Origin of the sequence: Rhodoluna miladensis (SeqCode) (genome assembly GCF_965234705.1) — a bacterium.
In the GTDB taxonomy this organism is placed as follows: Bacteria; Actinomycetota; Actinomycetes; order Actinomycetales; family Microbacteriaceae; genus Rhodoluna; species Rhodoluna miladensis.
The window spans coordinates 882,054-905,513 of record NZ_OZ248465.1 but is presented as its reverse complement, the minus strand read 5'-3'; the positions used below and the strand labels follow the sequence as shown (position 1 = coordinate 905,513).

Annotated in this window: 25 protein-coding genes and 1 tRNA gene; 14 read left to right on the top strand and 12 right to left on the bottom strand. The window is 49.3% G+C overall.

Annotated features, from left to right (window positions below; translation table 11 throughout):
* The first annotated feature begins 58 nt into the window (after positions 1 to 58).
* From AC8GDC_RS04505 to AC8GDC_RS04465, 9 genes are all read left to right on the top strand, one after another.
* Complete coding sequence (locus AC8GDC_RS04505; protein WP_506557475.1) at positions 59 to 271, top strand: hypothetical protein; 213 nt, start codon at positions 59 to 61, stop codon at positions 269 to 271.
* 52 nt (positions 272 to 323) lie between these two features.
* Positions 324 to 794: a DUF3817 domain-containing protein gene (locus AC8GDC_RS04500; RefSeq protein ID WP_506557474.1), complete on the top strand. Its 471-nt coding sequence runs from the start codon at positions 324 to 326 to the stop codon at positions 792 to 794.
* Positions 795 to 977: 183 nt separating this feature from the next.
* On the top strand, positions 978 to 2,057 hold the full coding sequence (locus AC8GDC_RS04495; RefSeq protein ID WP_506557473.1) for an ABC transporter ATP-binding protein: 1,080 nt from the start codon (positions 978 to 980) through the stop codon (positions 2,055 to 2,057).
* A 10-nt stretch (positions 2,058 to 2,067) separates the two neighbouring features.
* Complete coding sequence (locus AC8GDC_RS04490; protein WP_506557472.1) at positions 2,068 to 3,231, top strand: extracellular solute-binding protein; 1,164 nt, start codon at positions 2,068 to 2,070, stop codon at positions 3,229 to 3,231.
* An 84-nt stretch (positions 3,232 to 3,315) separates the two neighbouring features.
* The gene (locus tag AC8GDC_RS04485) at positions 3,316 to 4,194 is read left to right on the top strand and encodes an ABC transporter permease (protein ID WP_506557471.1); all 879 of its coding nucleotides are present in this window, start codon (positions 3,316 to 3,318) and stop codon (positions 4,192 to 4,194) included.
* Between the two features lie 6 nt (positions 4,195 to 4,200).
* Positions 4,201 to 5,010 carry an ABC transporter permease gene (locus AC8GDC_RS04480; protein ID WP_506557470.1) on the top strand — a complete coding sequence of 270 codons (810 nt, stop codon included), beginning with the start codon at positions 4,201 to 4,203 and terminating at the stop codon, positions 5,008 to 5,010.
* Positions 5,011 to 5,279: 269 nt separating this feature from the next.
* Positions 5,280 to 6,170, top strand: coding sequence for a hypothetical protein (locus tag AC8GDC_RS04475; RefSeq protein WP_506557469.1), 891 nt, complete (start codon positions 5,280 to 5,282; stop codon positions 6,168 to 6,170).
* A 300-nt stretch (positions 6,171 to 6,470) separates the two neighbouring features.
* A complete protein-coding gene (locus tag AC8GDC_RS04470; RefSeq protein WP_506557468.1) occupies positions 6,471 to 7,178 on the top strand; it encodes a hypothetical protein in 708 nt (235 codons plus the stop codon).
* Positions 7,179 to 7,367: 189 nt separating this feature from the next.
* Complete coding sequence (locus AC8GDC_RS04465) at positions 7,368 to 8,582, top strand: hypothetical protein (protein WP_506557467.1); 1,215 nt, start codon at positions 7,368 to 7,370, stop codon at positions 8,580 to 8,582.
* Between the two features lie 188 nt (positions 8,583 to 8,770).
* On the opposite strand, the gene AC8GDC_RS04460 is transcribed toward AC8GDC_RS04465, so the two are convergent.
* Both AC8GDC_RS04460 and AC8GDC_RS04455 read right to left on the bottom strand, forming a co-directional pair.
* Positions 8,771 to 10,432, bottom strand: coding sequence for a sensor histidine kinase (locus AC8GDC_RS04460; RefSeq protein WP_506557466.1), 1,662 nt, complete (start codon positions 10,430 to 10,432; stop codon positions 8,771 to 8,773).
* Positions 10,425 to 11,063 carry a response regulator gene (locus tag AC8GDC_RS04455; protein ID WP_506557465.1) on the bottom strand — a complete coding sequence of 213 codons (639 nt, stop codon included), beginning with the start codon at positions 11,061 to 11,063 and terminating at the stop codon, positions 10,425 to 10,427. The genes AC8GDC_RS04460 and AC8GDC_RS04455 overlap by 8 nt, the downstream gene beginning before the upstream one ends.
* Positions 11,064 to 11,555: 492 nt before the next feature.
* Here AC8GDC_RS04455 and AC8GDC_RS04450 point away from each other — a divergent pair.
* From AC8GDC_RS04450 to AC8GDC_RS04430, 5 genes are all read left to right on the top strand, one after another.
* A tRNA-Arg gene (locus AC8GDC_RS04450) sits at positions 11,556 to 11,631 on the top strand.
* 25 nt (positions 11,632 to 11,656) lie between these two features.
* Positions 11,657 to 12,106 carry a hypothetical protein gene (locus AC8GDC_RS04445; RefSeq protein ID WP_506557464.1) on the top strand — a complete coding sequence of 150 codons (450 nt, stop codon included), beginning with the start codon at positions 11,657 to 11,659 and terminating at the stop codon, positions 12,104 to 12,106.
* 74 nt (positions 12,107 to 12,180) lie between these two features.
* The gene (locus tag AC8GDC_RS04440; RefSeq protein WP_506557463.1) at positions 12,181 to 12,783 is read left to right on the top strand and encodes a LysE/ArgO family amino acid transporter; all 603 of its coding nucleotides are present in this window, start codon (positions 12,181 to 12,183) and stop codon (positions 12,781 to 12,783) included.
* Positions 12,784 to 12,813: 30 nt separating this feature from the next.
* Entirely contained in the window at positions 12,814 to 13,314 is a 501-nt protein-coding gene (locus AC8GDC_RS04435; RefSeq protein ID WP_506557462.1) for a YqhA family protein, read from the top strand.
* 170 nt (positions 13,315 to 13,484) lie between these two features.
* Positions 13,485 to 14,765: a hemolysin family protein gene (locus AC8GDC_RS04430; RefSeq protein ID WP_506557461.1), complete on the top strand. Its 1,281-nt coding sequence runs from the start codon at positions 13,485 to 13,487 to the stop codon at positions 14,763 to 14,765.
* A 20-nt stretch (positions 14,766 to 14,785) separates the two neighbouring features.
* Here the strand turns inward: AC8GDC_RS04430 and AC8GDC_RS04425 are convergent, their stop codons facing one another.
* The 10 genes from AC8GDC_RS04425 to AC8GDC_RS04380 all read right to left on the bottom strand — a co-directional run bounded on the left by AC8GDC_RS04425 (position 14,786) and on the right by AC8GDC_RS04380 (position 23,456).
* Positions 14,786 to 15,214, bottom strand: coding sequence for a DoxX family protein (locus tag AC8GDC_RS04425; RefSeq protein ID WP_506557460.1), 429 nt, complete (start codon positions 15,212 to 15,214; stop codon positions 14,786 to 14,788).
* Entirely contained in the window at positions 15,214 to 16,227 is a 1,014-nt protein-coding gene (locus AC8GDC_RS04420) for an alpha/beta hydrolase (RefSeq protein WP_506557459.1), read from the bottom strand. The genes AC8GDC_RS04425 and AC8GDC_RS04420 overlap by 1 nt, the downstream gene beginning before the upstream one ends.
* Positions 16,228 to 16,272: 45 nt before the next feature.
* Complete coding sequence (locus AC8GDC_RS04415; protein WP_506557458.1) at positions 16,273 to 16,914, bottom strand: Pr6Pr family membrane protein; 642 nt, start codon at positions 16,912 to 16,914, stop codon at positions 16,273 to 16,275.
* Between the two features lie 19 nt (positions 16,915 to 16,933).
* Positions 16,934 to 18,388 (bottom strand): aminotransferase class I/II-fold pyridoxal phosphate-dependent enzyme, encoded by a 1,455-nt coding sequence (locus AC8GDC_RS04410; protein WP_506557457.1) that lies wholly within the window; start codon positions 18,386 to 18,388, stop codon positions 16,934 to 16,936.
* Between the two features lie 123 nt (positions 18,389 to 18,511).
* Entirely contained in the window at positions 18,512 to 19,513 is a 1,002-nt protein-coding gene (locus tag AC8GDC_RS04405) for an agmatine deiminase family protein (RefSeq protein WP_506557456.1), read from the bottom strand.
* On the bottom strand, positions 19,510 to 20,511 hold the full coding sequence (locus AC8GDC_RS04400; protein WP_506557455.1) for a nitrilase-related carbon-nitrogen hydrolase: 1,002 nt from the start codon (positions 20,509 to 20,511) through the stop codon (positions 19,510 to 19,512). The genes AC8GDC_RS04405 and AC8GDC_RS04400 overlap by 4 nt, the downstream gene beginning before the upstream one ends.
* A gap of 11 nt (positions 20,512 to 20,522) precedes the next feature.
* Positions 20,523 to 21,884 (bottom strand): pyridoxal phosphate-dependent decarboxylase family protein, encoded by a 1,362-nt coding sequence (locus AC8GDC_RS04395; RefSeq protein ID WP_506557454.1) that lies wholly within the window; start codon positions 21,882 to 21,884, stop codon positions 20,523 to 20,525.
* 2 nt (positions 21,885 to 21,886) lie between these two features.
* The gene (locus tag AC8GDC_RS04390) at positions 21,887 to 22,108 is read right to left on the bottom strand and encodes a hypothetical protein (protein ID WP_506557453.1); all 222 of its coding nucleotides are present in this window, start codon (positions 22,106 to 22,108) and stop codon (positions 21,887 to 21,889) included.
* A gap of 39 nt (positions 22,109 to 22,147) precedes the next feature.
* Entirely contained in the window at positions 22,148 to 22,519 is a 372-nt protein-coding gene (gene trxA, locus AC8GDC_RS04385) for a thioredoxin (protein WP_506557452.1), read from the bottom strand.
* Complete coding sequence (locus AC8GDC_RS04380) at positions 22,512 to 23,456, bottom strand: EamA family transporter (protein ID WP_506557451.1); 945 nt, start codon at positions 23,454 to 23,456, stop codon at positions 22,512 to 22,514. The genes trxA and AC8GDC_RS04380 overlap by 8 nt, the downstream gene beginning before the upstream one ends.
* Positions 23,457 to 23,460: the final 4 nt, after the last annotated feature.

Sequence of the window (23,460 nt, the reverse complement as noted above, 5' to 3'; positions counted from 1 at the left end):
GGGCCATGTTTGTGGCACTTATTTGGGGCGAGGCAAAAAAGGGATTCAGGAGCTAAACGTGGGATTCCTAAATTGGCTCAACCGAGTTCTCAGCTATGACCCATCGGTCTATAGGCCGCCAGAGGCTAAGAAAAAACCTGAGTCCATGAACCAGGGAGATATGCATTCGGGTCCTGTTGGCTATTCACCAAACACTGCGTATCCAGATACTTTCTATGGATCTGGTGAATCAGATGATCAAGGTCAAAACGAGGGCGATCTCAACAGGTAGCGCCGCATCAGGCTTCGGGTCTTAAGGACCGCGGTCGCAATAAGATTCGAGTATGGACGCAAAACCTAAAGACATATTTGGCAGCTTCGCTCGAATTGAAATGCTTACTTGGGCACTATTGATTGCCGCAATAGTGGCACGCGAAACTATTGGGTTATCACCGAACATATTCACAATCGCTGGTGCAACTCACGGTTTTGCTTTCATCGGGTATTCAGTTGCCGCAGTTTTGGTTGGGGTTAATCAGCGTTGGCCGGTTGCTCAAACCGCATTGGCAGTTGTGCTGGCTATTGTTCCTTTCGCTACCTATCCTTTTGATCGCTACCTCGACAAGCGCTCCGCCCTCGAGGGTGAGTGGCGCATTGAGGGCACTAAGGACCCGAGAGACAACACATGGTTTGACAAGCTCTTTCGCTGGTTTATCTTTCGCCCGGTCTTGCTAGTTCTGTCCCTGGCGGTTTTTGTGGTGTCACTCTTTGGTTTCTTGCTGTGGCTGGGCCCTCCCAACGAGTGGGGAAACTAAGTAGCTTCCAAGTAATTCATGGCGCACCCCTGCAGCTCTAGAAGAAAACCTTAATTAAACCGCAACTTTTTTGAGGCCCAGATTTGCCGAGTCTTTTTTAGCTCCGCGGGTAGGCTAGGGGATGTTCGGAAGCAGTGGGGATGCTTCAAGGGACAAAGCAGTCCAAACTGACTAGGTGATATTTTGAACAATAGCTATGCCCATAGTGCTCAAAGCTCGTCTCCAAAATCAGCGACTTCTGCTGTTAGCTTGAAAAATCTCAACAAGAGCTTTGGCGATGTCACTGCCGTTTCAAATCTTGACCTAGAGATTCCTCACGGCGAATTTTTCTCCATGCTGGGCCCCTCGGGCTCGGGCAAGACAACTGTTCTTCGCATTATCGCTGGCTTCGAAACAGCAAGTAGCGGCAAGGTTTTCCTAGAAGGGTCTGACGTCACGGAGCTGGCACCTTTTGACCGAGATGTAAACACCGTTTTCCAGGACTACGCACTCTTTCCTCACATGTCGATTCAGCTAAACGTTGAATACGGTCTTCGCGCTAGAAAGATGCCAAAGGCCGAACGTTCCAAGCTAGCTTCAGAGGCAATTGAATCCGTAAAGCTCACTCACTTGGCGGATCGCCTTCCTCACCAGCTTTCGGGTGGTCAAAGACAACGTATTGCTTTGGCACGTGCTCTAGTACTTCGCCCTAAAGTGCTGTTGTTGGATGAGCCACTCGGTGCACTAGATAAGCAGCTTCGCGAGGAGATGCAGGTTGAGCTCAAGCGAATCCAGCGTGAAGCTGGCATCACCTTTATCTTTGTCACTCACGACCAAGAAGAAGCCATGCGCATGAGCGACCGGATTGCAGTATTCAACCATGGAAAGATTGAGCAAATTGGAACCCCTCGTGAGGTTTACGAGAACCCGTCCTCAGCCTTCGTAGCTAGTTTCCTAGGTGTTTCGAATTTGATTTCGGGTTCGTCGGCAAAGGAACTGTTCGGTTCTGAGCAGATGGTCAATGTACGTCCCGAGCGGATCAAGCTTCAAAAAGATGGCTCGAAAAGCGCGTCGGACGAAATTGGTATCAAGGCAACAATTGTTGATGTTGCTTACACCGGAGCCAACACTTTGTATGTGTTGGAATCCGAAGCTGGTTTGCGCCTAGTGGCGACCAGACTAAATGAAGAGTTACCGGGGCAAGAACTAAGTCTTGAAGCGGGTGACAGGGTATTGGCCACATTCCGAAAGGAGCACGTCGCCAAGATTCCAAACAATAAATGAGAGGAAACAAATGAGAAGAAGCAAACTAGCTCTTCCTGCACTACTTGCAGCTAGCGCCCTGGTGCTATCTGGTTGTGCAACAACAAGTGGCGAACTGACCCTTACGGTTCCAGAAGTACCAATGAAGGCCGAACTCGGTGCCTTCGAAGGTGAACTGAACATCGTTAACTGGTCTGGTTTCGTTGATCCAAAGTGGGTTGACCCATTCACAGCTGAAACTGGTTGTGTTGTTAACTCCCGCGTAGCTGGTACCAGCGATGAGATGGTTACCTTGATGCGCACAGGCGAGTACGACATCGTTTCAGCATCTGGTGACGCAGCACTTCGCCTAATCGTTGGTGGAGACGTACAGCCTCTAAACATGGAGCTAATCCCTAACTTCAGCGATGAAATTGCTGAAGGTATGAAGGGTCAGATCTATGACGTGGTAAACGGTAAGCCATACGGTGTTCCAATCGGCCGTGGTGCAAACCTTCTTCAGTACAACGAGACCGTAACTGGTGGAGCACCAGAGAGCTGGGACGTTGTTTGGGAAGCTGACAGCCCATACGCCGGCAAGATCACCGCTTATGACGCACCAATTTACATCGCTGACGCAGCTGTGTACTTGATGTCAACCAAGCCAGAGCTTGGCATCACCAACCCTTACGCACTGGACGAGACTCAGCTTGCTGCTGCTGTTGAACTGCTAAAGCAGCAGAACGGCATCATCGGCGAGTACTGGTCCGACCCAGTGGCTCAGATCACTTCCTTCGTTGGTGGCAACACCGTAGTTGGAACTAGCTGGGAAATCTTGAAGAAGTTTGCGGCTCAGGACAACCTGAAGACCACACTTCCGAAGGAAGGTTCAACTGGATGGTATGACACTTGGTTGGTTTCAACTACCACACCAAACTCGAACTGTGCTTACGCATGGATCGACTACACCAGCCAGGCAAGCGTTAACGGAGCAATCGCCATGAACTTTGGTATGGCTCCTGCAAACATTGCCTTCTGTGCAACCAATGCCGAGACTCAGGCTCACTGTGACCAGTTCGCAGCTGAAGACGAGGCGTTCTGGGATCAGGTATGGCCTTGGACCACTCCAATTGAGGAGTGTGTTGATGGACGCACTGACGTTAAGTGCACCAGCTTCCAAGACTGGACCAATGCTTGGGTGACCGTAAAGGGTTAATTCCAAAGCTTTGCCGGGTGGGGTAAAACCCCACCCGGCAATACCAATCTTCAAGACAAATTCTTCAACTAAGTAGGTGAGAAATTGAGCGCAATTCAAAAGGTTCCTAACCGCCCGCTTTCTACTTACCTACACAAAAGACCTACCACCAGGCTTGTGGCCCTTCTGGCTTTGCCGATGACTTGGCTGGTCGGCGTTTACATAATCTCGCTTGCACTTTTGCTGGTGACGGCTTTTTGGTTTATTGATCCATTTACATCCAAGGTGATTCCTGGATTCACACTGCAGAACTTCGTAGACATCTTCTCGGTTCCTGCTTATCTTTCAACTTCTTTTAGGACACTGGCTATCGCACTTGCTGTCACCGTTGTCTGCATTGCATTTGCGATTCCTCTAGGGATCTTTATGGCAAAGATTGCTAGGCCATGGGTTAGAAACTTGCTTGCAGTCGCTATCACCTTGCCGCTCTGGGCTGGTTACCTAGTAAAACTACTGGCAATGAGACTTACCTTTACTGAGCAAGGATTGTTTAACTGGCTCATGGAACCATTCGGAATAAATGGACCTGGATTTGGAATTCCAGTCACAATTTTGACTTTGGCCTACCTTTGGTTTCCTTACATGGCTCTGCCGGTGTTTACAGCAATTAGGCAACTACCTATGAACCTTTTCGACGCCTCGGCGGATCTAGGTGCCAAGGGTTGGCCAACAGTGTTTCGAATGGTTCTACCTTTGATCACGCCGGCGATTATTGCTGGGAGCGTGTTCACTTTTTCCTTGAGCCTCGGGGACTACCTAGCTGCCAAGTTCGTGGGCGGTTCAACTCAAATGATTGGTTCAATCATTGCCTCAAACATTAACCTGAACCCTCCGGTTGCTGCAGCGTTTTCCATGGTGCCAATTGCCTTCGTCGTCATGTATTTGATGGTTGCAAGGCGCACCGGTTCACTGGAGAGGATGTAGCACAAGATGCTTAGATTCTCTCGCGCTTCCAGATGGTCACTCATGGCCATCGTCGGAGTGGTTTTGATTTTCATGTACGCACCGCTAACTGTCCTGATTCTGAACGCCTTTAACGAGCGTCAGATTTCTGCTTGGCCGATTCCAGAGTGGTCATTCAAGTGGTGGGTCGTGGCATTCGAATCTCAGGAGATTCGCTCTGCTTTATTGAACTCCGCCATTGTGGCATTCGGTGCGATGTGCATCGCTATGGTCCTGGGGTCATTGGTGGCATTTGCTTTGAGCCGGTATGAGTTTTTTGGTAAAGGCACAGTAAACCTTCTGGTTGTTTTGCCAATCGCGTTGCCAGGCGTTGTGACAGGTGTTGCATTTAGCAACACCTACAGCAACTTCTTGACCCCTGCTGGTTTCCAGATTGGATACTTCGGCATGATTGTGGCTCACGCGACATTTTGTATTGTCATGGTCTTCAATAACGTATTCGCAAGATTGAAACGCATGAACCCATCCTTACAGGAAGCCTCGATGGATCTAGGAGAGGGGCTCTGGGGAACTTTCAGGCTTGTGACCTTCCCTCAATTCAGAACTGCTTTTGCAGCGGGTGCCCTTCTTGCCTTTGCCCTTAGCTTTGACGAGGTTGTTGTGACGATCTTTACTGCTCCTCCGGGTGTTGACACCCTGCCGCTTTGGATTTTGAAAGAAATGGCAAGACCTAATCAAGCATCGGTTGTGAACGTGGTGGCAACTGTGGTAATCGCTCTTTCTCTAATCCCGGTTTACGTGTCTCAAAGGCTCTCAAGAACCGAGAACGAGAAGTAGGCCTAGGCCAAGTTTCATATCGCCGTACCCTCGAAGCTAGTTTGATAGAACTAGAGCCTGCTGGCTCCTTGGCATGCCAGATAAGAGGCCTATTCTGTCGGTGCTGCCAAAGCTGTGGTCCTGAATTCACGCAATAACCAGGCCAGGTGGATTTCTACTTTAGGTACAGAAGTTGGGTTAACCCCACAATATTCTCTTGAGAAGCGCTCTTAAACCCCCGAGGAACTTAGATTTTAGTCATTGCTTGTCAATTTCTTGAAGGGGCAAAAATGAGGAATAGCGCTAAAGTCGCAGCCGGAGTTGCCCTAATCTCGCTAGGGCTCCCCACCCTTGTCCTGGCCTTGAGTGCCGGCCCCGCATACGCTTCTGATGTAACTGCGACTGTCGAAACCGTCGGTACATGCAGCTGGGAACTTTCTGCTCCAGGGGAATTCTCTCTAGTTCCAGTTGACAACAACGCTCAAGCTCTTCCCGAAGGCGACGATAAGTATTTCGGTGAACAAATGTTACTGGGTGGAATTGAACCCCTCACCTTGGCCATGACGGGCAAGTACTTGGTCGATGGAGTTTTAGCTGAGAGTTCTGACTGCAGCGCCTACAACAACGTTAGGTTTCCAGTAGTTACAGCTACCCTTGATCCTGATGAGCCCGAAACTTTTACAGCAACCTACGTGGATTCAATTGGGGCGACTCAGACTGACCCTTCGCTCTCAGTTCAGCTTATGCCAGGTAACCCCCTCACTGCTTCCCTGTATAGCCCTGGTCTTGTCGGGCTTACCCAGGGGGACCCTAGCGGCCTTACAGCAGATGACAGGCAGTGCCTCAATTCGCACATGGGGTCTGCCAAGTCCATCATGAGAGGCCACGACCCTCTCGCTATGCACGCAAACACCAACAAAATGATTATGTGGGCAACCGATGTAAACGGAACATATGATTCAGTGGCGGAGTCAAGATGCGAAATAAGCACTTTGGTCATGTTCTTTATTCCTGAAGCCACAGGGACGCCGGACGCCGCTGGAAGAGTGTTTACTCTCTCAGGACCTGAACTAATCTACACTCTCTCCACAGCAGATGATGCACCAGCTACTCCGCGCGACACATCCGACGCGGAATACCAAGCGTTCACGGCGGCTCAACTTCTTCTTTTTCTTCCATAACTATGGAAAAAATTGATTTTCAGACACGCCACATTGAGAGCTATTAGCCTGTAGTGAGGCAAAAGCAAAACCCCCGGCCATTGTGCAGGGGGTTTTGCTTTATCCTGCATAGCAATTGACCTTTGGAGACAAGCCAAGTAGATGCCCAGGTCACAATCGCAAGGATTCAGGCAAAATTGAAAGCTGACATTTTTCAGGCCATAGAGCTAGGGCTAACCCCTTATTTTGACTGAAACTTCAGCCCCCACTGCCTGGAAAACACTGTAATTAGAACAAGTTTCATCAAGCCAAGGAGATTCAATGAACCGCAAGAAAATCGGAGCTGCACTAATCGCTCTATCGTTCCCTGTGATTGCTCTTTCAATGTCTGTTGGAAGCGCAAACGCAGCCTCGGTTGAGTCAACAGTAACTGCAATGGATGCATGCCAGTGGAAAGTGGCGGGAGTTCCCACCACAATCTCACTAAGTTCAGCATCGAAATATGTAGGTGAGGCTCTTGTTGTTTCTTCAGCAGCTACGGACACAGTCCAAGTACGCCTGAGCGGTTCGGTAGACCCCTGGGCAACACCAGATGCCGCTAGCACAGAATGCACCTTTTACAACAATCAGGCATCTGCTGCACTTAATGTAGCGATGAGCTCAACATCCGTGAGAGCCACTTACCCCGGAGTAGGCGGAGCAGCAACTGAAGATCCCTTGCTTTCGTTCACAGTGGGGGCACTGAAGCCATTCAAAATAAACACGACAAGCAATTGTGAAGCGTCATTTACCGTGTCCCCGTCAACGATTGATCTAATTGGTGGCCCGGCAACTACCATGGTTTCCAGAGCCCACGGTACCTTGACTAATGACTATGTAGCAGGAGCTGCGCCAAAGTGCTCAATCTCAACGGGTTATTCTCTAACAATTCCAGCAATATCTGGAGTGCCTGCTTCTCCTGGAGCGCTTTACTCGTTCTCGGGTGGATCAGTGGCATTTGTTTTTAGCTCAACTCCCAAGAATGGCTAACTAGAACATTTCAGACGGTCAAACAACTGTTGCAACAACCCAGGGGCCTAGCTCTTGGGTTGTTGCAATTTTCACTAGGTGTTCTCGAAATGGAGGGGCTTCTTGAAAAGGCATGCAAGAAATCTCGTCAGGGCTTTGCGGGACATGCCTTGAGAATGCAACTATCGGGTTCTATCAACTGGATTGTTAATGCGAATTTACACAAATAGAAAAAGCAAGTCTGTATTTGCTATCTTGCTTTCTATTGTTCTCGGTGCAGGGTTGCCTGCCATGGCTGCTCCCGGCTTGGGGATCAGCGTCTCCTTTGACAAGGCTGAACAAACTGATGCCGAGGTGACTGGCAGCATTTGGGCTGGAGGAGACCAAGGCTCGAAGCTTACGCGTACTATTTTGGTACGGAGCCTAAGCGACGACGTAACTCAGGCAATATCCTTCAACATTTATGATCAAATCCTGGTCAACGATCAAATAACAACGGATACCACCGTTCCATCGAGAATTTCTGACTGGGTAACTTTCTCACCGACACAGCCGATCGTGCGCCCGGGCGGTGAAGTCAGAATCACAATGACCATCGACATTCCGAACGACGCGCCTGACGAAGCGTTTGATGCGACCCTTCGCGTGATGGCAGGATCCGTAGAGAACATTGAGGAAATTGAAAATGATTCAACCGGAGTCAAGGCGGTTGTGGGCACGAGCCTGGCAATTGACTCCGGTATGTGGCTTGGTGTTGGAGACGCTTTAGAGCTAATGCCAAATTTTGAGATCATCGGTGTCGACGGAGTGCTCCTTGAAGGAACGAAGTATGTGCGCGTGTTCTTTGAAAACACTGGCCTAGTTCCGCTTCGCCTTAGCGGAAGACTGCAGCTCGCGGACGCAGCATTTGCTGAGCTCGTATACGATCCCGTAGATTTTCTTGTTCCCCAGATTCGCACAAATCAACAAGGTTACGTAGATGTTCCGGTTCAGCCAGGAATTGAAGATGGAAACTATCGCTCCTTTGTCATAGCCCAGCATGGGGGAGTCCGGAAGACGGAAATTTTTGAAGGGCAAATAGTCTTTGATGACCCCAATGCCCTCACTCTCCCTGATGCCCTCCTTCGTGGGGCGCTGTTTTTGGTCGCGCTTGGGGCCCTAGTTTTTGGCTACAGAATGATTCGCAGCTCCACTAAAGGTAGTAAAAAGTCATCATCGGCCAACCGCAAAAAGACCTCAACAGCCAACGGCAAAAAGACCTCAACAGCCAACGGCAAAAAGACCTCGAAGGCCAACAATAAAAAGACCTCGAAGGCCAACAATAAAAAGACCTCAAAGGCCACCAGTAAAAATGCCTCAAAGGCCACCAGTAAAAATGCCTCAAAGGCCACCAGTAAAAATGCCTCAAAGGCCAGTGGCAAATAGAAGCCAATTCCCCTGCTAGTTTCTCCAGGTGAGGTTGCCCTTGGCAGAGCCTTCATTAATAGTCAGAAGTAGGTGGACACCCTCGAGACGTGACAGCCCTCATCCCAGCCTTTTGTATCCCTATTAGTGCCGCGCAAAAAACTTAGATGGTCCTTGAGGATCAAAATCAGCTCAACTACCCTAAGGTCCTAACTAATCGGCAGAACTATCCTCAACTTAGAGCCTGATCCCGTTTCCTTAAGAACCCAGTCATTTGAAATTGCACTGAAAAAGGCAGAACCAATTCCGGGAGGGCCCTGTCTTGGGCCAGTACCGTCATCTCGAATTGAAACTATCAATTCGGAATCGGTGTAAACGACAGAAATCTTCACACTTGAAGCAAAACCATGTCTGACCGCATTCGCAATACCTTCTTCGACTACACCTGAAACCAGGGACCAGGAATCTTGTGTGAGCATCAATTCCTTGGGCAGAAATTCGAGATTGAGATCGACTAGTCCGCTCCATTGGGTCAGAATCGAATCTTCGAGTTCTTTTGCTGAGGTTATAGGGACATCGTATGGTTCAAGTGCGGACTGAAGAACAAGGTCAATGCTAGAAAGCAAATCTTCCTTATGTGCCTTTTCGCGAGGTTCTTCCACTCCGATTAAGGCGAGAAGTCGATTGTGTACTTGACCGTGAAGGTGCCGAGCCAATTTCCGACTTCGGAGCATTTCTGCGCCTGCAGCAGGTGAATGCTGCAAACCCCCTTCCCTGTCCACTTGATCAAGTTGTGCCTTAACATTGGCTCCTGATTCAAAAAGCGCCCAAGACATTCCCACCATAATTATGAGTTCAGTTATCCAAAGTAGGGCTGCAAGTATATTGCGAAGTTCAATAGTTTGGTCTTCAAAATCCAGTAAAGATCTCCCGACAACAATTTGCAAAAAGTCAAAGACAAAAACTGTTATGACAAGCTTGGCAATCTGCAGCGATGGAGAACTTGTCTTTATCTGACTCGCAACCAAAAGCACTCCAAGCAGCAATGCTGCTCGAATTAGCCCCATCTCTAGGCCAGTGGCTAGACCAAAATCACTCACGTATAGTGGCAAAGTTGTGAGAAACCAAATTGGAACTACTAGGTGAGGTCTATAAAAATGGTCGTTGCTGGCACGGAGAAAAATTGATTTAAGGCTAAAACTCTGAAGCTTCTTGTCTTCAAGTTCCCAAAGCTTGTGACTCATGGGACGCAGATCATTTGAGATTATCTGGTGGATGATCTTCTTAATGTCAGCCCAATTTGTTTCTTTAGGGAGTTGGGAGATTGTTGTTCGAGTTGCATCGACAAACTGCCGAACTTCATCCGGGATCACGCCCAGGTCTGATTTCTGAATCACATTGATTGCGAGGAGATTTTCTCTAGTTTGAGTAAATTTCTGTCTGGCTGTTCCCAAAATTGTAATTAGAAAAATGAGAATGGCGCACGAAATGATGCCACTTACTAATCTATCTGGGGAGAAAAACTGTAGGTTGGGCGAAATCCCTGTTGCTTGAGAGGTGACCCATCCCGCCGCTGCTCTCTCTACCCCTAAGAACAACCCAATAACAATTACCCAATAAAACTTGATTCTCCCGCTTGCAAGCCCTGGCTTTAGCAACTTTCCAAACAGTAAAAAAGTCAATAAAACCGCAGTGTGACTCACGAAAAAGACCGCGTACAACTTATAAGTGGTTTCGATGTCGGTAAATTCGGGTCCTAGTAGAATTTGGGCAATTGCGCTGGCAAAAATTATGGGTAGGGCTATCGCTGGATCAAAGGCACCAGGCCCAAAATACTTAGAGATGCGAGACCCCGAACTGCCTTTAGGCATCGGTTTTTGCTCCTATGGATCGAAAATAGACTCGTGCAATGTGGACTCGCTGGTTAGATTTCGAATCCGGAGTTATTCCTAGTGCTTTGGCGACTCGAGCTATAGTTTGCTCGATAGATTTTTGGCTGACAGACCTTTGTATTGCGATTTCAGAGTTTGATAGCCCTTCAGCAACTAACTTCAGAGTTTCAACCTGAACATTTGTGAGTGATCCAAAGGCTGGGTTTAGTGGAATTCTTGCCAGGTTCGAGTCAAAAACAAGAGATTCTGAGATTGCTGATTTTGGCTGGCTCATCTTTGTCACGCTTTGCTTTGTGATATAGACCGTTCCTCTTGGAACCGCTGGCAGACCAGAAGACAGAAGTCTGGGGTCCTCAAAGGACGTCAAAAGCACAATCCCAATTCGAGGGTTCATTCTTCTAAGTGCTTGAGCCACGTCAAGCCCAGTTGGACCAGCGCCTAGATGCAGATCCAACACTGCAACATCTGGTCGAGCTGTTTTCGCCCTCAGTAGGGCTTGTGACGCGGAAGCCTCTTCGACAACTACTTGGTACCCGTATTGCTGGAGAGCAGCGACCACGCTGATTCTCGAAAAGGGGTCGTCTTCTACAACCAGGGCTCTAATTGGCATAATATGGGAAGTTTATGTCGTTTAACGAAGGGTTATCCCAGCTTAGGTGGGGTTAACCCCACCTTCTCAATAAATTCATCTTCGAGAATCCAACTGATTTGCGTCCCCTGCGAACCTTCATTTTGCCCCTGGGGAGTGTCTTAGATGAGGAATTGCTATGCACTTACCAGCATTTTTAGTCACTTGGCATGTACCGGGATCAGCAGCCGATGCTCGCGGGGAAGTTCTGGGACCGAGAATGATTCTGCGAGCCAAGTACCTTTGGCCTTAATTCATCCCGAAAATTTTCTCGTTGACAATTTCCGAGCGGCAAAATGATCCCAAAAGTATTCTGCAGTTCCGCTATTCACTCACTGATATTCCAGTACTAATTGCGTGAAAATCAGCTCGGACTGGGCCAGTTAGGACCTCTGGGACCCCTCGCTAATGATCACTAGAGGAAGCGTTGGTCGCCTTGTGTAGAATGGAGAAGCCTACAATTCGGGCACGTTTGCCTTCGTAGCTCAGTGGATAGAGCAAGAGCCTTCTAATCTCTTGGTCGCAGGTTCGATTCCTGCCGAGGGCACCATCCTAGTTTCAAGGAAAGGCAAAGCATGAGAAATCAGATTCTCCCAGAAAATCCTAGAGTGTACCGAGGTTTTGGAGTTGTTCGGCTAATAACCCTTGCGTTCCTTTTGTTAGTCGTTGTTCGGAGCTTGATTCACTTGTTCACACCAGATGGTGGAGCAGAGTCTATCGCCGGCATTGACACGAGCGTCTCGGGCGGAAACAACATTATTGCCTTGTTCCACCAGTGGGGAGCCATCCAGCTGCTTCTTGTTGGTCTCATGCTCACATTGTTTTTCGCCTACAAGGGCTTCACACCACTGATTATTCTCTTTCTTGCACTAGACGCACCCATGAGAGCCTTGGCTGGCATGATGGGCCAAATCGAAAGCGCACACACTCCACCTGGCGAAGCCCTAAACTGGCCCGCGTTTTTCCTTCTGGCGACCCTGTTTATCTGTTCGCTTCTGCAAAATAATTCGAAGCCCAAGGTCTAAATCCTTCTAATCTCTTGGTCGCAGGTTCCTGCCGAGGGCACCAAACGACTAAACACAACCCTTAGACTCAACCGGTGATTGCTTTCTTGCCAGGGCTGCTTACAGGCCTTTCCTTGATCATTGCAATAGGTGCGCAGAACGCCTTCGTAATACGGCAAGGCCTAACAAAAAAACACGTTCTACTTGTGGTTGCAATCTGCGCATTCTCTGACGCGCTTTTGATCCTGTTAGGTGTGGCGGGCCTAGGGGCACTCATCTCTGGGTTGCCTTGGCTACTGGAGATAATCCGCTGGTTCGGGGTCGCCTATCTGACTTGGTTTGGAATCAGGTCTATTCGCTCGGCTTTCAAGACTCAAGCCCTCGATGCATCCGGGGTTCAAAGTGCCAGCGCTAAGACAGTGGTGCTTTCGGTGCTTGGCTTTACCTTTCTAAACCCACACGTCTACCTAGACACTGTTATTTTGCTTGGATCAATTGGCAATCAATTTGGTCCAGACAAATGGTGGTTTGCACTGGGCGGTGCGGTGGCTAGCATTTTATGGTTTAGCTCAATTGGCTTCGGGGCTAGGGCAGCCTCGAGGTTCATGGCCAAGCCAGTGTTCTGGAAAGTATTGGACTTGGTGATTGCTGCAGTGATGTTTGGAATCGCCATCCTGCTGGCTTTATACACCTTCTAATACCCACGGGCCTGCTAGTAGCATTGGGCCATGCGTAAATTACTAGGACTTACCCGCTACGCGGTTTTCGTTCCAGCTGTAGCTTCAGTTATTGGAGCCCTGCTTTTGATGGCGCAAGGGTCTATCTCAATTCTGATGATCGTGTGGGACGCAGTTTTGAACGACGCCTACTTGAAAGACACAATCGTCGAAGTGTTGACAGCCGTCGACGCAATTCTGCTTGGAACAGTACTTCTTGTAATTGGATATGGTCTATACGAACTCTTTGTTGACACCAAACTAGAGGTTCCCGAATGGCTTGAGGTTCGTGACTTAGATGATCTAAAGTCCAAGTTGATAGGTGTTGTCGTTGCCATCATCGCCGTAGTCTTCGTGGGTGTCTTTGTCGATGTGAACCGCGCTGCTGATGTTGTTGCATACGGTGTAGGGGCTGGAGCATTAGTTGCAGGACTCGCCCTATTTGCCCTTGCCACTCGCAAGGATGAGACTAAAGCTAAGGCAGCATTTGCCAAAGCAAAGTCATCAAAATAGCCTTGAGTTAAGCTCGAATTGACCTCCAGCAGCGCCAAACAAACCCCTATTCAAGGCAAAGTCACGCTTGTTGGTGGAAAAAAGAATAGATATAGTCGCACACCGACAATTTTTCTGCGATTATTGTCTTTCAACGTTCGCATAGCCATTGGGGTGAGTTAAACAGGTCTTTGGAAATAATCCTGCTGTTTTCTCTAATTCTCGTAAATGGTGTTCTTGCCATGTCGGAGGTTGCACTTTTAACCTCTAAGCGAGCCAAGCTCTCCGCCATGTCCGCCAAGGGCAAAAAATCTGCTGAAGCGGCCTTGCGTATCAGTGCCGATCCAACCCAGTTTCTCTCGGCTATCCAAATAGGTATCACCTCTATAGGTTTGCTCAGTGGAATTGTCGGAGAATCAATCTTTGCTAAACCTCTAGCTATCTGGTTGCAGAGCGTTGGAGTGCCGGATGGAATTGCTGACATCACTGCCACAGTTTCTGTGGTTCTTATCGTGACTTTCGTTGCCATCACTGTGGGCGAACTAGTGCCAAAGCGCATCGGACAATCAAACCCTGAGGCCATTGCCGCCGTTATGGCTCGGCCGATGCTAATTCTCTCGATTGCGACCAGGCCTTTTGTACTTATTCTCAGCATTACAACCAATGCACTCTTGAGGCTTTTCGGGGTCGGTAAACACAAGGAAGCCACCGTCACCGAGGATGAGATTGAAGCAATTCTCGACGAGGGTTCGGTAGCTGGATTGATTGAAGATCAGGAACGCGAGCTCGTCAAGAACGTCTTCCGTTTGGATGATCGAAAGCTTGGATCACTTATGGTCCCTCGCTCTGAAATCATCTTCGTTGACATCAACGCCCCAGAAGCTGAAAGCTTTGATCAGATTGCCCAGTCAGTTAGATCACGTATCCCTGTTTGCGACGGTGACCTGGATTCAATCATTGGAGTACTTAGCGCAAAGACCGCGCTATCAACTGTTGCTAGGGGAGAAAAGCTCAGCCTTCAGGACAATCTTGAAGATCCGCTTTACGTGCCAGAAACGCTCACCGGTATGGACCTACTGGAGCAGTTCAAGCAGTCTCGAACTCACATTGCCTTTGTAGTTGACGAGTATGGAAGCCTTGAGGGTCTTGTGACCATCCAGGATATTTTTGACACTCTAATCGGTGAAATTGTGACCGAAGGTGAAGAAGCTACCGATCCGGTTCAACGCGACGATGGTTCTTGGTTATTCGAAGGTGACACCTCGATTCACGAACTAAAGGACTGCCTAGTCATTGAAGATGTTCCAGAGCAAGACAAGGGTCGCTATCACACCGTCAGTGGACTTATATTGTTGTTGCTCGGCAAGATGCCAGTCTCCGGTGACAGTGTTGTAATTGAAGACTGGAAACTAGAAGTAGTTGACATGGATGGTCGTCGAATCGACAAGATCCTCGCCACTCGTATTCTTTAGCAGCGAGATTAGGCGTGCCTCTAAGAAGTAGCTAACTTCTTGCTTTGCTGGGTGGATTTTGACCAAGCAGCTGTAGCCCATAGCGCCCAAATGATCAGCAAAGGCTGAAACAGCAACCTGATTGCCCTTGCCTCATCGGTATTGAGACCAAATGCATCTGTTTGAGTTAGGTACTGAGATATGTTTCCCGGAAACACTGCAAGGAAAAACGCTGCCGTTAGCCAGCCAATTTGCTTCCGGTAACGGGCAACAAAGATAAGTCCTAGACCAAGGGCAATTTCCACAGCGCCCGAGGCCAACACGACAAAGTCCGGTTCTAGTGGCAACCACGGAGGAACCTGGGCTTGGAAGGCAAGTCTTGAAAAGGTGAAGTGGCCAACTCCTGCATAGATTAGAGCCGCTCCCAATAGGTAGCGAGCAATATGCCTAACTGCGCTTATGTACTTCACTATTTTGTCAACGACTTATCGAAGAAGTCAGCCAGCAGCGCTGCGTAGCGATTGGTCTCAGAGAGCATACCTTCGGTGTGGTCTGATCCTTCGAAAGTTTCTAGGGTGATGTTAGCTCCGACGCTCTTTGCGTAGTTATAGAAATCAACTGAAGACTGGTAGTCCAGCCGCTGATCAATATCCCCGTGGAGAATCAGCATTGGCCTTGCTTCAGCAGCCTCGATACCTTGTACCACTGAAGTCTCAGTTAAGTTCACTCCGTGGAATAGCTGAGCTGAGATCAAAGCCAGCTGCCACAAGAACCCGGGAAAGCCCTGAAACTCAACTTCACGGGTTGCCGCAGCATTGAAGTCAAAGATTGTTCCCTCCATGGCAAAAGCAGAAACGTTCTGCGTCTTGGCCGGTAGTAGTGAAGTAGCAACAGCCCCACCGGAAACTCCAAACATTCCAAGCGATTCAGGTTTGACGTCCTTGTTGGAAACTAGCCAATCTGCAACAGCTGCGAAGTCAGTTGATTCCTCTTGGCCGGCTGAGTGCCGTCCGTCGGTACAAGTGGACTCACCGGTATCGCGCGAGTCGACCAATAGAACATGGAAGCCATTTTTGACCAACATTGATGTGGGTAAAAGTGTGTTGAAATCGCGCCTGGAGGTTCCGATGCCGTGAGTGACAATCACATTCTTTCCGTTTGATTTAGTTGGAGTAATCCACCAGGCAGATAAAGTCACTTCATCGCTGACGGGGATTTCAACAGCTTGGTAGCTCGCGTCAGTCATCCACCAGGCACTCAGGTCATAACCTGCCCACTTGTCCCAGCCTTCGCCGGGGAAGGGGCCATTGCCTTTGGCGGGTGTGAAAAAAGATTCGGGTTTGTTAGCTAGATCGTCTTCATTAATTGCACAGGGAACAACAGTTCCTGATGTGTAGACGTAGTTGCCAGCTGCCAAGGCTCCGCCAGAAACGGTCAGAACCAAAACTCCAGCTGTGATTGCTATCCACTTTGATGCGCGCATCCCAATACAGTAGCACCGCAGGTGCGCTTGCGGACCAGCTCGTCTCTAGCGCAGCACAAGCCTTCTAAGCACTTGCTTGAGCCCAAGTACCGCTAGGCCAAGCACTAGAAAGAACCCTGTAATTGCCGCAATGTAGGTGAGCATCCCACCAAGGCCCGCTTCACCGTTTGGATTGATGAACCAGTAGGGCCACCAGTTAGTTGCGCTTCCGCGAACAATCGAAAACACCAGCCAGATCAGCGGGAAAATCGCAACCCAAACAAATGCTCGAAGTCTGATTCGAAAAGCCTTGACGGAAATCAGGTACTCGATCGCCGCAAGTATTGGGGCGTAGGTATGAATAATCTCGTTTGGAAGAACCGGCCAGGCGTAGTCGCCGTCACGAACATCATTGGCAGCATCTGCCAAAAGTGCGTGGTACACCACACCAACAACAATTAGGGCCACGGCCATGCTGAGCCTTGCAATCTCGACCCACTTAGTGTCTTCAATTTTTAGCATCAGACCAAAACTTGTAGTTATCAGGAATAAGCCTGCAACGATTGCGGTGACGATGGAGAAGTAGGCAAAGTACTCAAAGGGTCTAAAGAGATCATTTGCAATTCGATCAGTGACCTGCCAGATGACGCTGCAAATCAGCCCTACTCCGATCAGAAGTCGAAGAGTTGCAAGTGAGAAGTTATACATAAGTAGCTACCCTAGCAATTCAGCCAGGCAGTACTTTGATGGTGGCCAGAGTTGGGTCTGCTACGAAGGCAATTCTTACCCCAGACTCCTTGGCTCCCATAAGGGCATCAAATGCCTCTTGGGTAATTCGCTCTCCCGGCGACAACACTGGAACTCCTGGAGGGTAAGGGCAAATTAGCTCAGCACAAACCCGGCCAACTGAATCCTTGGCAGCTACCACTTCATAACTGCTGAAAAAGGCGTCCCTTGGGGAAACAACAACTTCCGGAATTACAGAAAATGCAGCTGCCGTGACAATTGCTCTTGGCGCACCACGGTTAGCATCAACCAACTTGATGATTCTTCTTATTAGGTCATCAATGCGCTCTGGAGTATCAGCCAGAGTGATCATCGGAATAATCACGTCCCTATTGGCCATCTCGAGGTCGATGTTGGCATTTAGCAGTTCCTGCTCGATGATGTTTCCATCGGCTCCGGTTTCAGGAAGCAAGATAACCATCTTGAGCGGATCGATGTATTCACCATCAATGACACCAATTCCCGCATCCCTAAGCGCTTTGCGACCGCGAGCGGTTGCTTCGATTACTGGGCTCAAAAGTTCTCTTCCGTGGCGGGCCATAAGCGCACGAGCTGCATCGATGGATGCAAGTATTCGCCCGGACATGGAAGTGGTTTGTGTGGAGTCAAAAGCTTTGTTGAAACGCGCCAGATCCACATATCCCTTGTTCACCAACACAAACGATGCCTGCGAGTAGCTCGGAAGGGTCTTGTGAGCTGAGGTGACGACAATGTCGGCACCTTCGAGAATTGGATTCAGGGGAAGTTCCTCATGGAAACCAAAGTGGGCAGCCCAGGCTGCATCAACTACCAGCGGAATTCCATACTCGTGTGAAACAGCAGCGAGCTTAGGAATGTTGCTCATTGTGCCTACATACGAAGGCTCTCCGATAAGAACCGCTTTAGCGTCGGGGTGTGCTTCAAGTGTTTCGCGAAGCACAGTCGAGCGAAGATACTCCGGCAATCCAGTTGCTGGATTAATCTCAGGCCGAACCCAAATAGGAATTACTCCCGAGTAGACCATGCCTATCAGAACTGATTTGTGCAGAGTTCTAGAGACGATTACTTTGTCACCTGGGCCAGCTACCGCCATAACGGCTGCGTGATTGGAACCTGATGAGCCATTGACCCCAAAGCGGCAGAGATCTGCCTTCCATAGTTCTGCAGCAACTGCCTCCGCTTCGACAATCAAGGAAGGGGAGATGCGAAGCGGGTGATTACCAGGAAGTACCGGAATATCTCCATCCACGATGGAACCGGTGAGGTCATTGCGGCCTTTGTGGCCTGGGATCTGAAACGGTGAACGTTCGGTGGTGATGTCCCTAATCCAAGCATCCAGTAACGGAGCATCGGATCTAAGGCCCATCGGGTCTTTCACATCAAGGAGTGTTGCAGCACCAAACGCGTGTTCGGACAATCCCACCTGCTTTCAGGAATCTTCAAAATTCGGACCTCGAAAAGTCTAATACCAAGAACTAGCCGAGTAGTCCTGTAGCTTGCCGAGTGCCAAAGAGGAAGCCTAAGTAAGCCCCGAAAATCCTCAGGCAGGTTGCTGCTGGGTAATGCAGTGAATACCGCCACCACGGGCGAATATCTGCGTTGCATCAACAAGAACTATCTCTCGACCGGGGTAAACCTTTTCGAGTATTGCCTTGGCAACTTTGTCGTTTGGATCGTTGAATGAGCACAAAATCACGGCACCGTTCACGATGTAGTGATTGATATAGCTGTAGTCGACGAAGTCTTCGTCATCTCGCAAAATAGTTGGAGCTGGAACACCAATAACCTCAAAATTTCCAGCTGCCTCAAGGGTTGCCTTGACTTCCCTCGATACTTCAAAGTCGGGGTGTGAGGGGTCTTGCTGGTCGTGATACAAGATCACGTTTTCGCTCGCAAAGCAAGCAACTATGTCAATGTGACCACGTGTTCCGAAGCCATCGTAGTCACGAGTGAGTCCACGCTTGATCCAAATGGCTTGGTTGGTGCCAAGCTTTTCGTGGATCTCGGCTTCTGCTTCTTGTTTGCTCCAGGAGGAGTTTCGACCTTCACCCAGCTGCACGGTTTCGGTAAGTAGCACAGCGCCCGCACCGTTCACGTGGATGCCACCGCCTTCATTGATCAGCGGTGAGTCAACAACAGCTTTTCCGGCAAGCTTCCCAATAAATCCTGCAACCAGCTTGTCTTTATCCCAGCTGGCCCAGCTTTGCGCTCCCCAGCCGTTGAAGATCCAATTCACGCCCACCAGATTCCCAGTTTCGTCTCTCACGAAAGTAGGGCCGGTGTCTCTCATCCAAGCATCATCAAGTTCGGCTTCAATCAATTCAATACTTGGGTGCAAATATGCCCTAGCTATTTCCAACTGATCGCTTGGAGCAAGCACTGATACTGGTTCGAAGCGCACGATGGCATTGGCAACATTGGCCCAGGAACTTCTGGCAGCTTCAGCTTCCGCATCGCTTTGTCCAAGTAGGTAGTTAGCCGGTGGCCACGCCATCCAGGTTCGCTCGTGAGCTTCCCACTCGGCGGGCATGGTTAGTTTCATTTCTGGCTCACTCCAGCGATGCCGCCTTGCTCGCTCTCACCTGAGTCAAGACGTTTGTTTTGAACAGGTGCAGTTAGTTTGTCGTAGGTGTCAGGTCTGCGGGTAGCAAGAAATGGAAACAGATCCAACCAGTCGCGTCTTTGGTCAAGATCTAGATCGGCAACCAGTACCTCATCGGCATCTCTTGATGCACGGGCTAAAACTCTGCCAAACGGATCGCTGATGAAACTGCTTCCATAGAAGTTCAGTGTTCCTTCGTTTCCGTATCGGTTCGGAACAACCATGAAAGTCCCATTTGCAATTCCGTGACCGACGATAACCTGACGCCATAGTGGCTCAGTGTCAAAATTAGGGTGATCTGGTTCAGAACCAATTGCTGTTGGGTAAGCCAGAATTTCTGCTCCGCGTATCGAATAGTTTCTTGCTACCTCCGGAAACCACTCATCCCAACAAGTTGGAAGACCAAAGCTGGCAGAAACCCCACCAAGCTCAAGAGTGTAAACCGGATACGGGTCATTCTCGGCAGGCCCTGGCTGGAAGTACTTGTCTTCGTAGTAGCCGGCAGTGACTGGAATGTGAAGCTTGGGGGTCCGAGCAATGATCTCACCTGCGGTGTTTACCAATATGGCGGTGTTTAGTCCTCGTCCATCGGGAAGATCAGCTTGCTCGTATAAAGAGGCGTGGATAACCACACCATATTCTTTTGCAGCTTTGGCTGCAAACAAATGAGTCTTGCCGCCCTCTAACTGCTCCGCAATCTTTGAAGGGATACCTTCAGGTTTTGCATCGGCCGGGTACCTCGAAAGAGTTAACTCCTGCAAAAACACAATCTTGGCTCCGGCTGTTGCGGCCTTAGAAATTCCATCCAGTAGAACTTTTTCGTGCTCCGCTGCATCTTGGTGCCACTTGGTTTGTACTAGAGCAACTCGTAAAGCAGGTCTTGTCGACTCTTTTACTCTAGATAAAGAAGCTGGAGCCTCGGCAATGGTTAGTTTCATCTGGATGCTCCTTACTTCATGCTCTCAAGGATCTGGGTTAGTAGCTTCACACTGGTTAGGGGATTGACAATAGCAAAACGGGTGTTGGGCTTGCCCTTGTGGCTTGAGGGAACCACAAAACCAATTTCATCTTTCAATAACTTGTCAGACCAAGTGTTGTACTGGTCAAGGCCCCAACCCTTGCGCTCAAATACCACAACCGACAGCTCTGGATCCCGAACTAGTTCAACGTGGTCCATGGACCTTATGACTTCTGCAATCTCGTGGGCAACATCGATGTTGTATTCAATTGCCTCGCGATACTTTGCCACTCCGTGAGTTGCTAATGAGAACCACAGCGGTAGTCCTCGAGTTCTCCTGGTTAGGCCAAATGAATAATCAGATGGGTTCCAGAGTCCAGACTCGGTTAGGGTTTCTAGATATTCACCGTGTTGAGTGTGAGTGGCTCGTGCGATTTCTGGATTCCGATATACCAAGGCACAAGCATCGTATGGAGCAAAGAGCCACTTGTGTGGGTCAACAATAAATGAATCTGCAAGCTCCGAACCATCAAACAGGTGTCGGTATTTGGGGCTCAGGATTCCAGCCAAACCATAGGCGCCATCGATGTGGAACCAAATATCATTCTTGTTTGCAAACTCACCAATTCCGCGCAGGTCATCAACAATTCCAAAGTTTGTTGTACCGCCGGTTGCAACGATTGCGAAAACGGAATTTACAGTCTGGCCTGCTAAAGCGTCGCTCACGGCTTTTGCGCTCAGATGACCATCAACTGAAGGTTCTGCCAGCACAATTTCGACATCCATAACCTTGGCAGCAGCCTTCAAAGAGGAGTGGGCCTCTTTGGAGGCAACAAAAGACAGTCTGCCTGGGATTTGAACGCCAGCAGCTTTGAGTTTTTCTCTGTGCGACTGCCTAGAGGTGACAAGGGCAGAAAGGTTTCCTATGGTTCCGCCTTGAACGAATGCGCCACCTGAACTTTTTGGCAATCCCACTTCGGAGGCGAACCAAGTCAATACTTGGTTTTCAGCAAAGATTGCCCCAGCACCTTCAAGCCAGGAACCGCCATAGATGGAGCTTGCCGAAACGACCAGGTCAAATATGCTGGCAGCTTCGGTTGGTGCATTAGGTATAAAGGAGACAAATCCTGGGTGATCGGTGGAGATGGTTGCCGGAGCAAGCACTTCCTCAAAAAGCTTCAGTGCGCGGTCCCCACCCAAACCTTTTTCAGTGAGGGTCAATCCAGCTTCGTCGAAGAGTTCTTGTTCCGTTTTTGGGTGGTCCAGCGGGATTGGGTCGTAGTCCATGCGAGTGCGAACATACTCAAAGATTTTTTCCCGAAGGGCCCTTGTTTCATCGCTATTTTGATGCATGGCTAGCGCCTCTTTTTGCGGGTGATAGAAACCAATAGACCGCCAACAAAAATGGCACCGAGAATCCAAGCTGCCCAGACTCGCTGATCTGCAATTTCTTGGCAGGAAATAAAGTTGTCGGCGTCTGGAACCACGCAAGTTCCGGTGTCAAAAAAACTCAGCAACAACGCCGCTAGCCCAACCAGGGCAACGGTTGCGAGCATGGCCGCTGAGTTGTTCTTCAATGTTCGCCTTCGAAAGGTTAGTTGTGACAGACGGGTTTGTTATTTAGCTTGTTGATTCTGTTTGGCAACTTCTGATCGAACTTCATCCATGTTTAGGGCCGCAACTGCACTAATTATTTCATCCAGGGCCTCGGCGGCTAATGCGCCTGGGTTGCTGTATAGAAGTATGCCGTCTCGAAACACCATAAGAGTGGGTATAGAGCTGATGCCGGCCTCGTCGGCAAGCTGTTGCTGTGCTTCGGTATCTACCTTGCCAAAGGTAATTTCTGGATACTTTTCGCTGGCAGCTTCGAAGATGGGCCCAAACATGCGGCAAGGTCCGCACCATTCAGCCCAGAAATCCACCAACGTGATACCGGTTTTATCAATCTGAGCGCCAAATGTTGAGTGTGTAAGTTCAACGCTAGCCATTTCCTGGTTCCTTATCTTTTTGCTTCACTCTCGAAGTTTGCGCCAGCACAATTCCAGCAATTACTAGCACTCCACCCAGTGCCTGTATGCCATCTATCATCTCATTGAGCCAAGCCCAAGCAAAAATAAATGCCATAACTGTTTCACCGGTGGAGATAACCCCGACCGAGGTAGCGCTCAGGTGAGCTAATGCCAGGAAGGAAAACAGCATCGGAAGGAACGAGCCGAACAATCCAATCCAGGCAAGTGTTGCCCAAAGCGGCAGCTGAACTTGCTCTAGGTTGCCTGTTAGCGAGATTTGCTCAAACAGAATTGATGTCTGGAAGTTCCACCACGGAGTCGCAATGAGCCAGAACACCCCAGATATAGTCATCGCGTAAAACAGGGTAGAAAGAGTGTCACGCTTTTTGAGCAGGTGTTCGCCCATAAGAAAGTAGAAGCTCAAAAACAGTGAAGCCATGACCGCGAACATCACACCAACTGGGTTTAGTCCACCGTCCCAAATCCTTGAGACCACAACTAGGCCACCGAGCACCATGACAATTGACAACCAAAGCCTTGGAAGGACCTTGGCCTTGAAAAGCCATAGAGATACCAGCGGGACAATCACGATAGCGGTGTACTCAATCAATAGGGCTATGCCGATTGGTAGGTTTTTCACCGCATTCGAGTAAGACCACTGCATTAGAGCCACTCCGAAGATGCCAAAAATAATTAGGCCGCGCCACTCGTGCTTTTGAACTCTAAACGCCTGACGGTTGGTAAGTACCAGTGCGATTCCCGCACCCAAGGCGGTGGCAAAAGAGCGGAAGATAACTATTTGCTCAGGAGTGATTCCAGAGGCCATTACAACTTTTGAAGTTGATGCGTTTAACCCAAACAGCACAACACTCGAAAGGGCAAAGATAACTCCAAGAAAGGGATTTCTAGTTCGCAATCGA

What these genes read in the sequence shown, in the direction of transcription:
- AC8GDC_RS04500 (WP_506557474.1), top strand. Translation starts at nt 324, where the DNA reads ATGGACGCAAAACCTAAAGACATATTTGGCAGCTTCGCTCGAATTGAA.
- AC8GDC_RS04490 (WP_506557472.1), top strand. Translation starts at nt 2,068, where the DNA reads ATGAGAAGAAGCAAACTAGCTCTTCCTGCACTACTTGCAGCTAGCGCC.
- AC8GDC_RS04480 (WP_506557470.1), top strand. Translation starts at nt 4,201, where the DNA reads ATGCTTAGATTCTCTCGCGCTTCCAGATGGTCACTCATGGCCATCGTC.
- AC8GDC_RS04475 (WP_506557469.1), top strand. Translation starts at nt 5,280, where the DNA reads ATGAGGAATAGCGCTAAAGTCGCAGCCGGAGTTGCCCTAATCTCGCTA.
- AC8GDC_RS04470 (WP_506557468.1), top strand. Translation starts at nt 6,471, where the DNA reads ATGAACCGCAAGAAAATCGGAGCTGCACTAATCGCTCTATCGTTCCCT.
- AC8GDC_RS04465 (WP_506557467.1), top strand. Translation starts at nt 7,368, where the DNA reads ATGCGAATTTACACAAATAGAAAAAGCAAGTCTGTATTTGCTATCTTG.
- AC8GDC_RS04460 (WP_506557466.1), bottom strand. Translation starts at nt 10,432, where the DNA reads ATGCCTAAAGGCAGTTCGGGGTCTCGCATCTCTAAGTATTTTGGGCCT.
- AC8GDC_RS04455 (WP_506557465.1), bottom strand. Translation starts at nt 11,063, where the DNA reads ATGCCAATTAGAGCCCTGGTTGTAGAAGACGACCCCTTTTCGAGAATC.
- AC8GDC_RS04445 (WP_506557464.1), top strand. Translation starts at nt 11,657, where the DNA reads ATGAGAAATCAGATTCTCCCAGAAAATCCTAGAGTGTACCGAGGTTTT.
- AC8GDC_RS04435 (WP_506557462.1), top strand. Translation starts at nt 12,814, where the DNA reads ATGCGTAAATTACTAGGACTTACCCGCTACGCGGTTTTCGTTCCAGCT.
- AC8GDC_RS04420 (WP_506557459.1), bottom strand. Translation starts at nt 16,227, where the DNA reads ATGCGCGCATCAAAGTGGATAGCAATCACAGCTGGAGTTTTGGTTCTG.
- AC8GDC_RS04415 (WP_506557458.1), bottom strand. Translation starts at nt 16,914, where the DNA reads ATGTATAACTTCTCACTTGCAACTCTTCGACTTCTGATCGGAGTAGGG.
- AC8GDC_RS04405 (WP_506557456.1), bottom strand. Translation starts at nt 19,513, where the DNA reads ATGAAACTAACCATGCCCGCCGAGTGGGAAGCTCACGAGCGAACCTGG.
- AC8GDC_RS04400 (WP_506557455.1), bottom strand. Translation starts at nt 20,511, where the DNA reads ATGAAACTAACCATTGCCGAGGCTCCAGCTTCTTTATCTAGAGTAAAA.
- AC8GDC_RS04395 (WP_506557454.1), bottom strand. Translation starts at nt 21,884, where the DNA reads ATGCATCAAAATAGCGATGAAACAAGGGCCCTTCGGGAAAAAATCTTT.
- trxA (WP_506557452.1), bottom strand. Translation starts at nt 22,519, where the DNA reads ATGGCTAGCGTTGAACTTACACACTCAACATTTGGCGCTCAGATTGAT.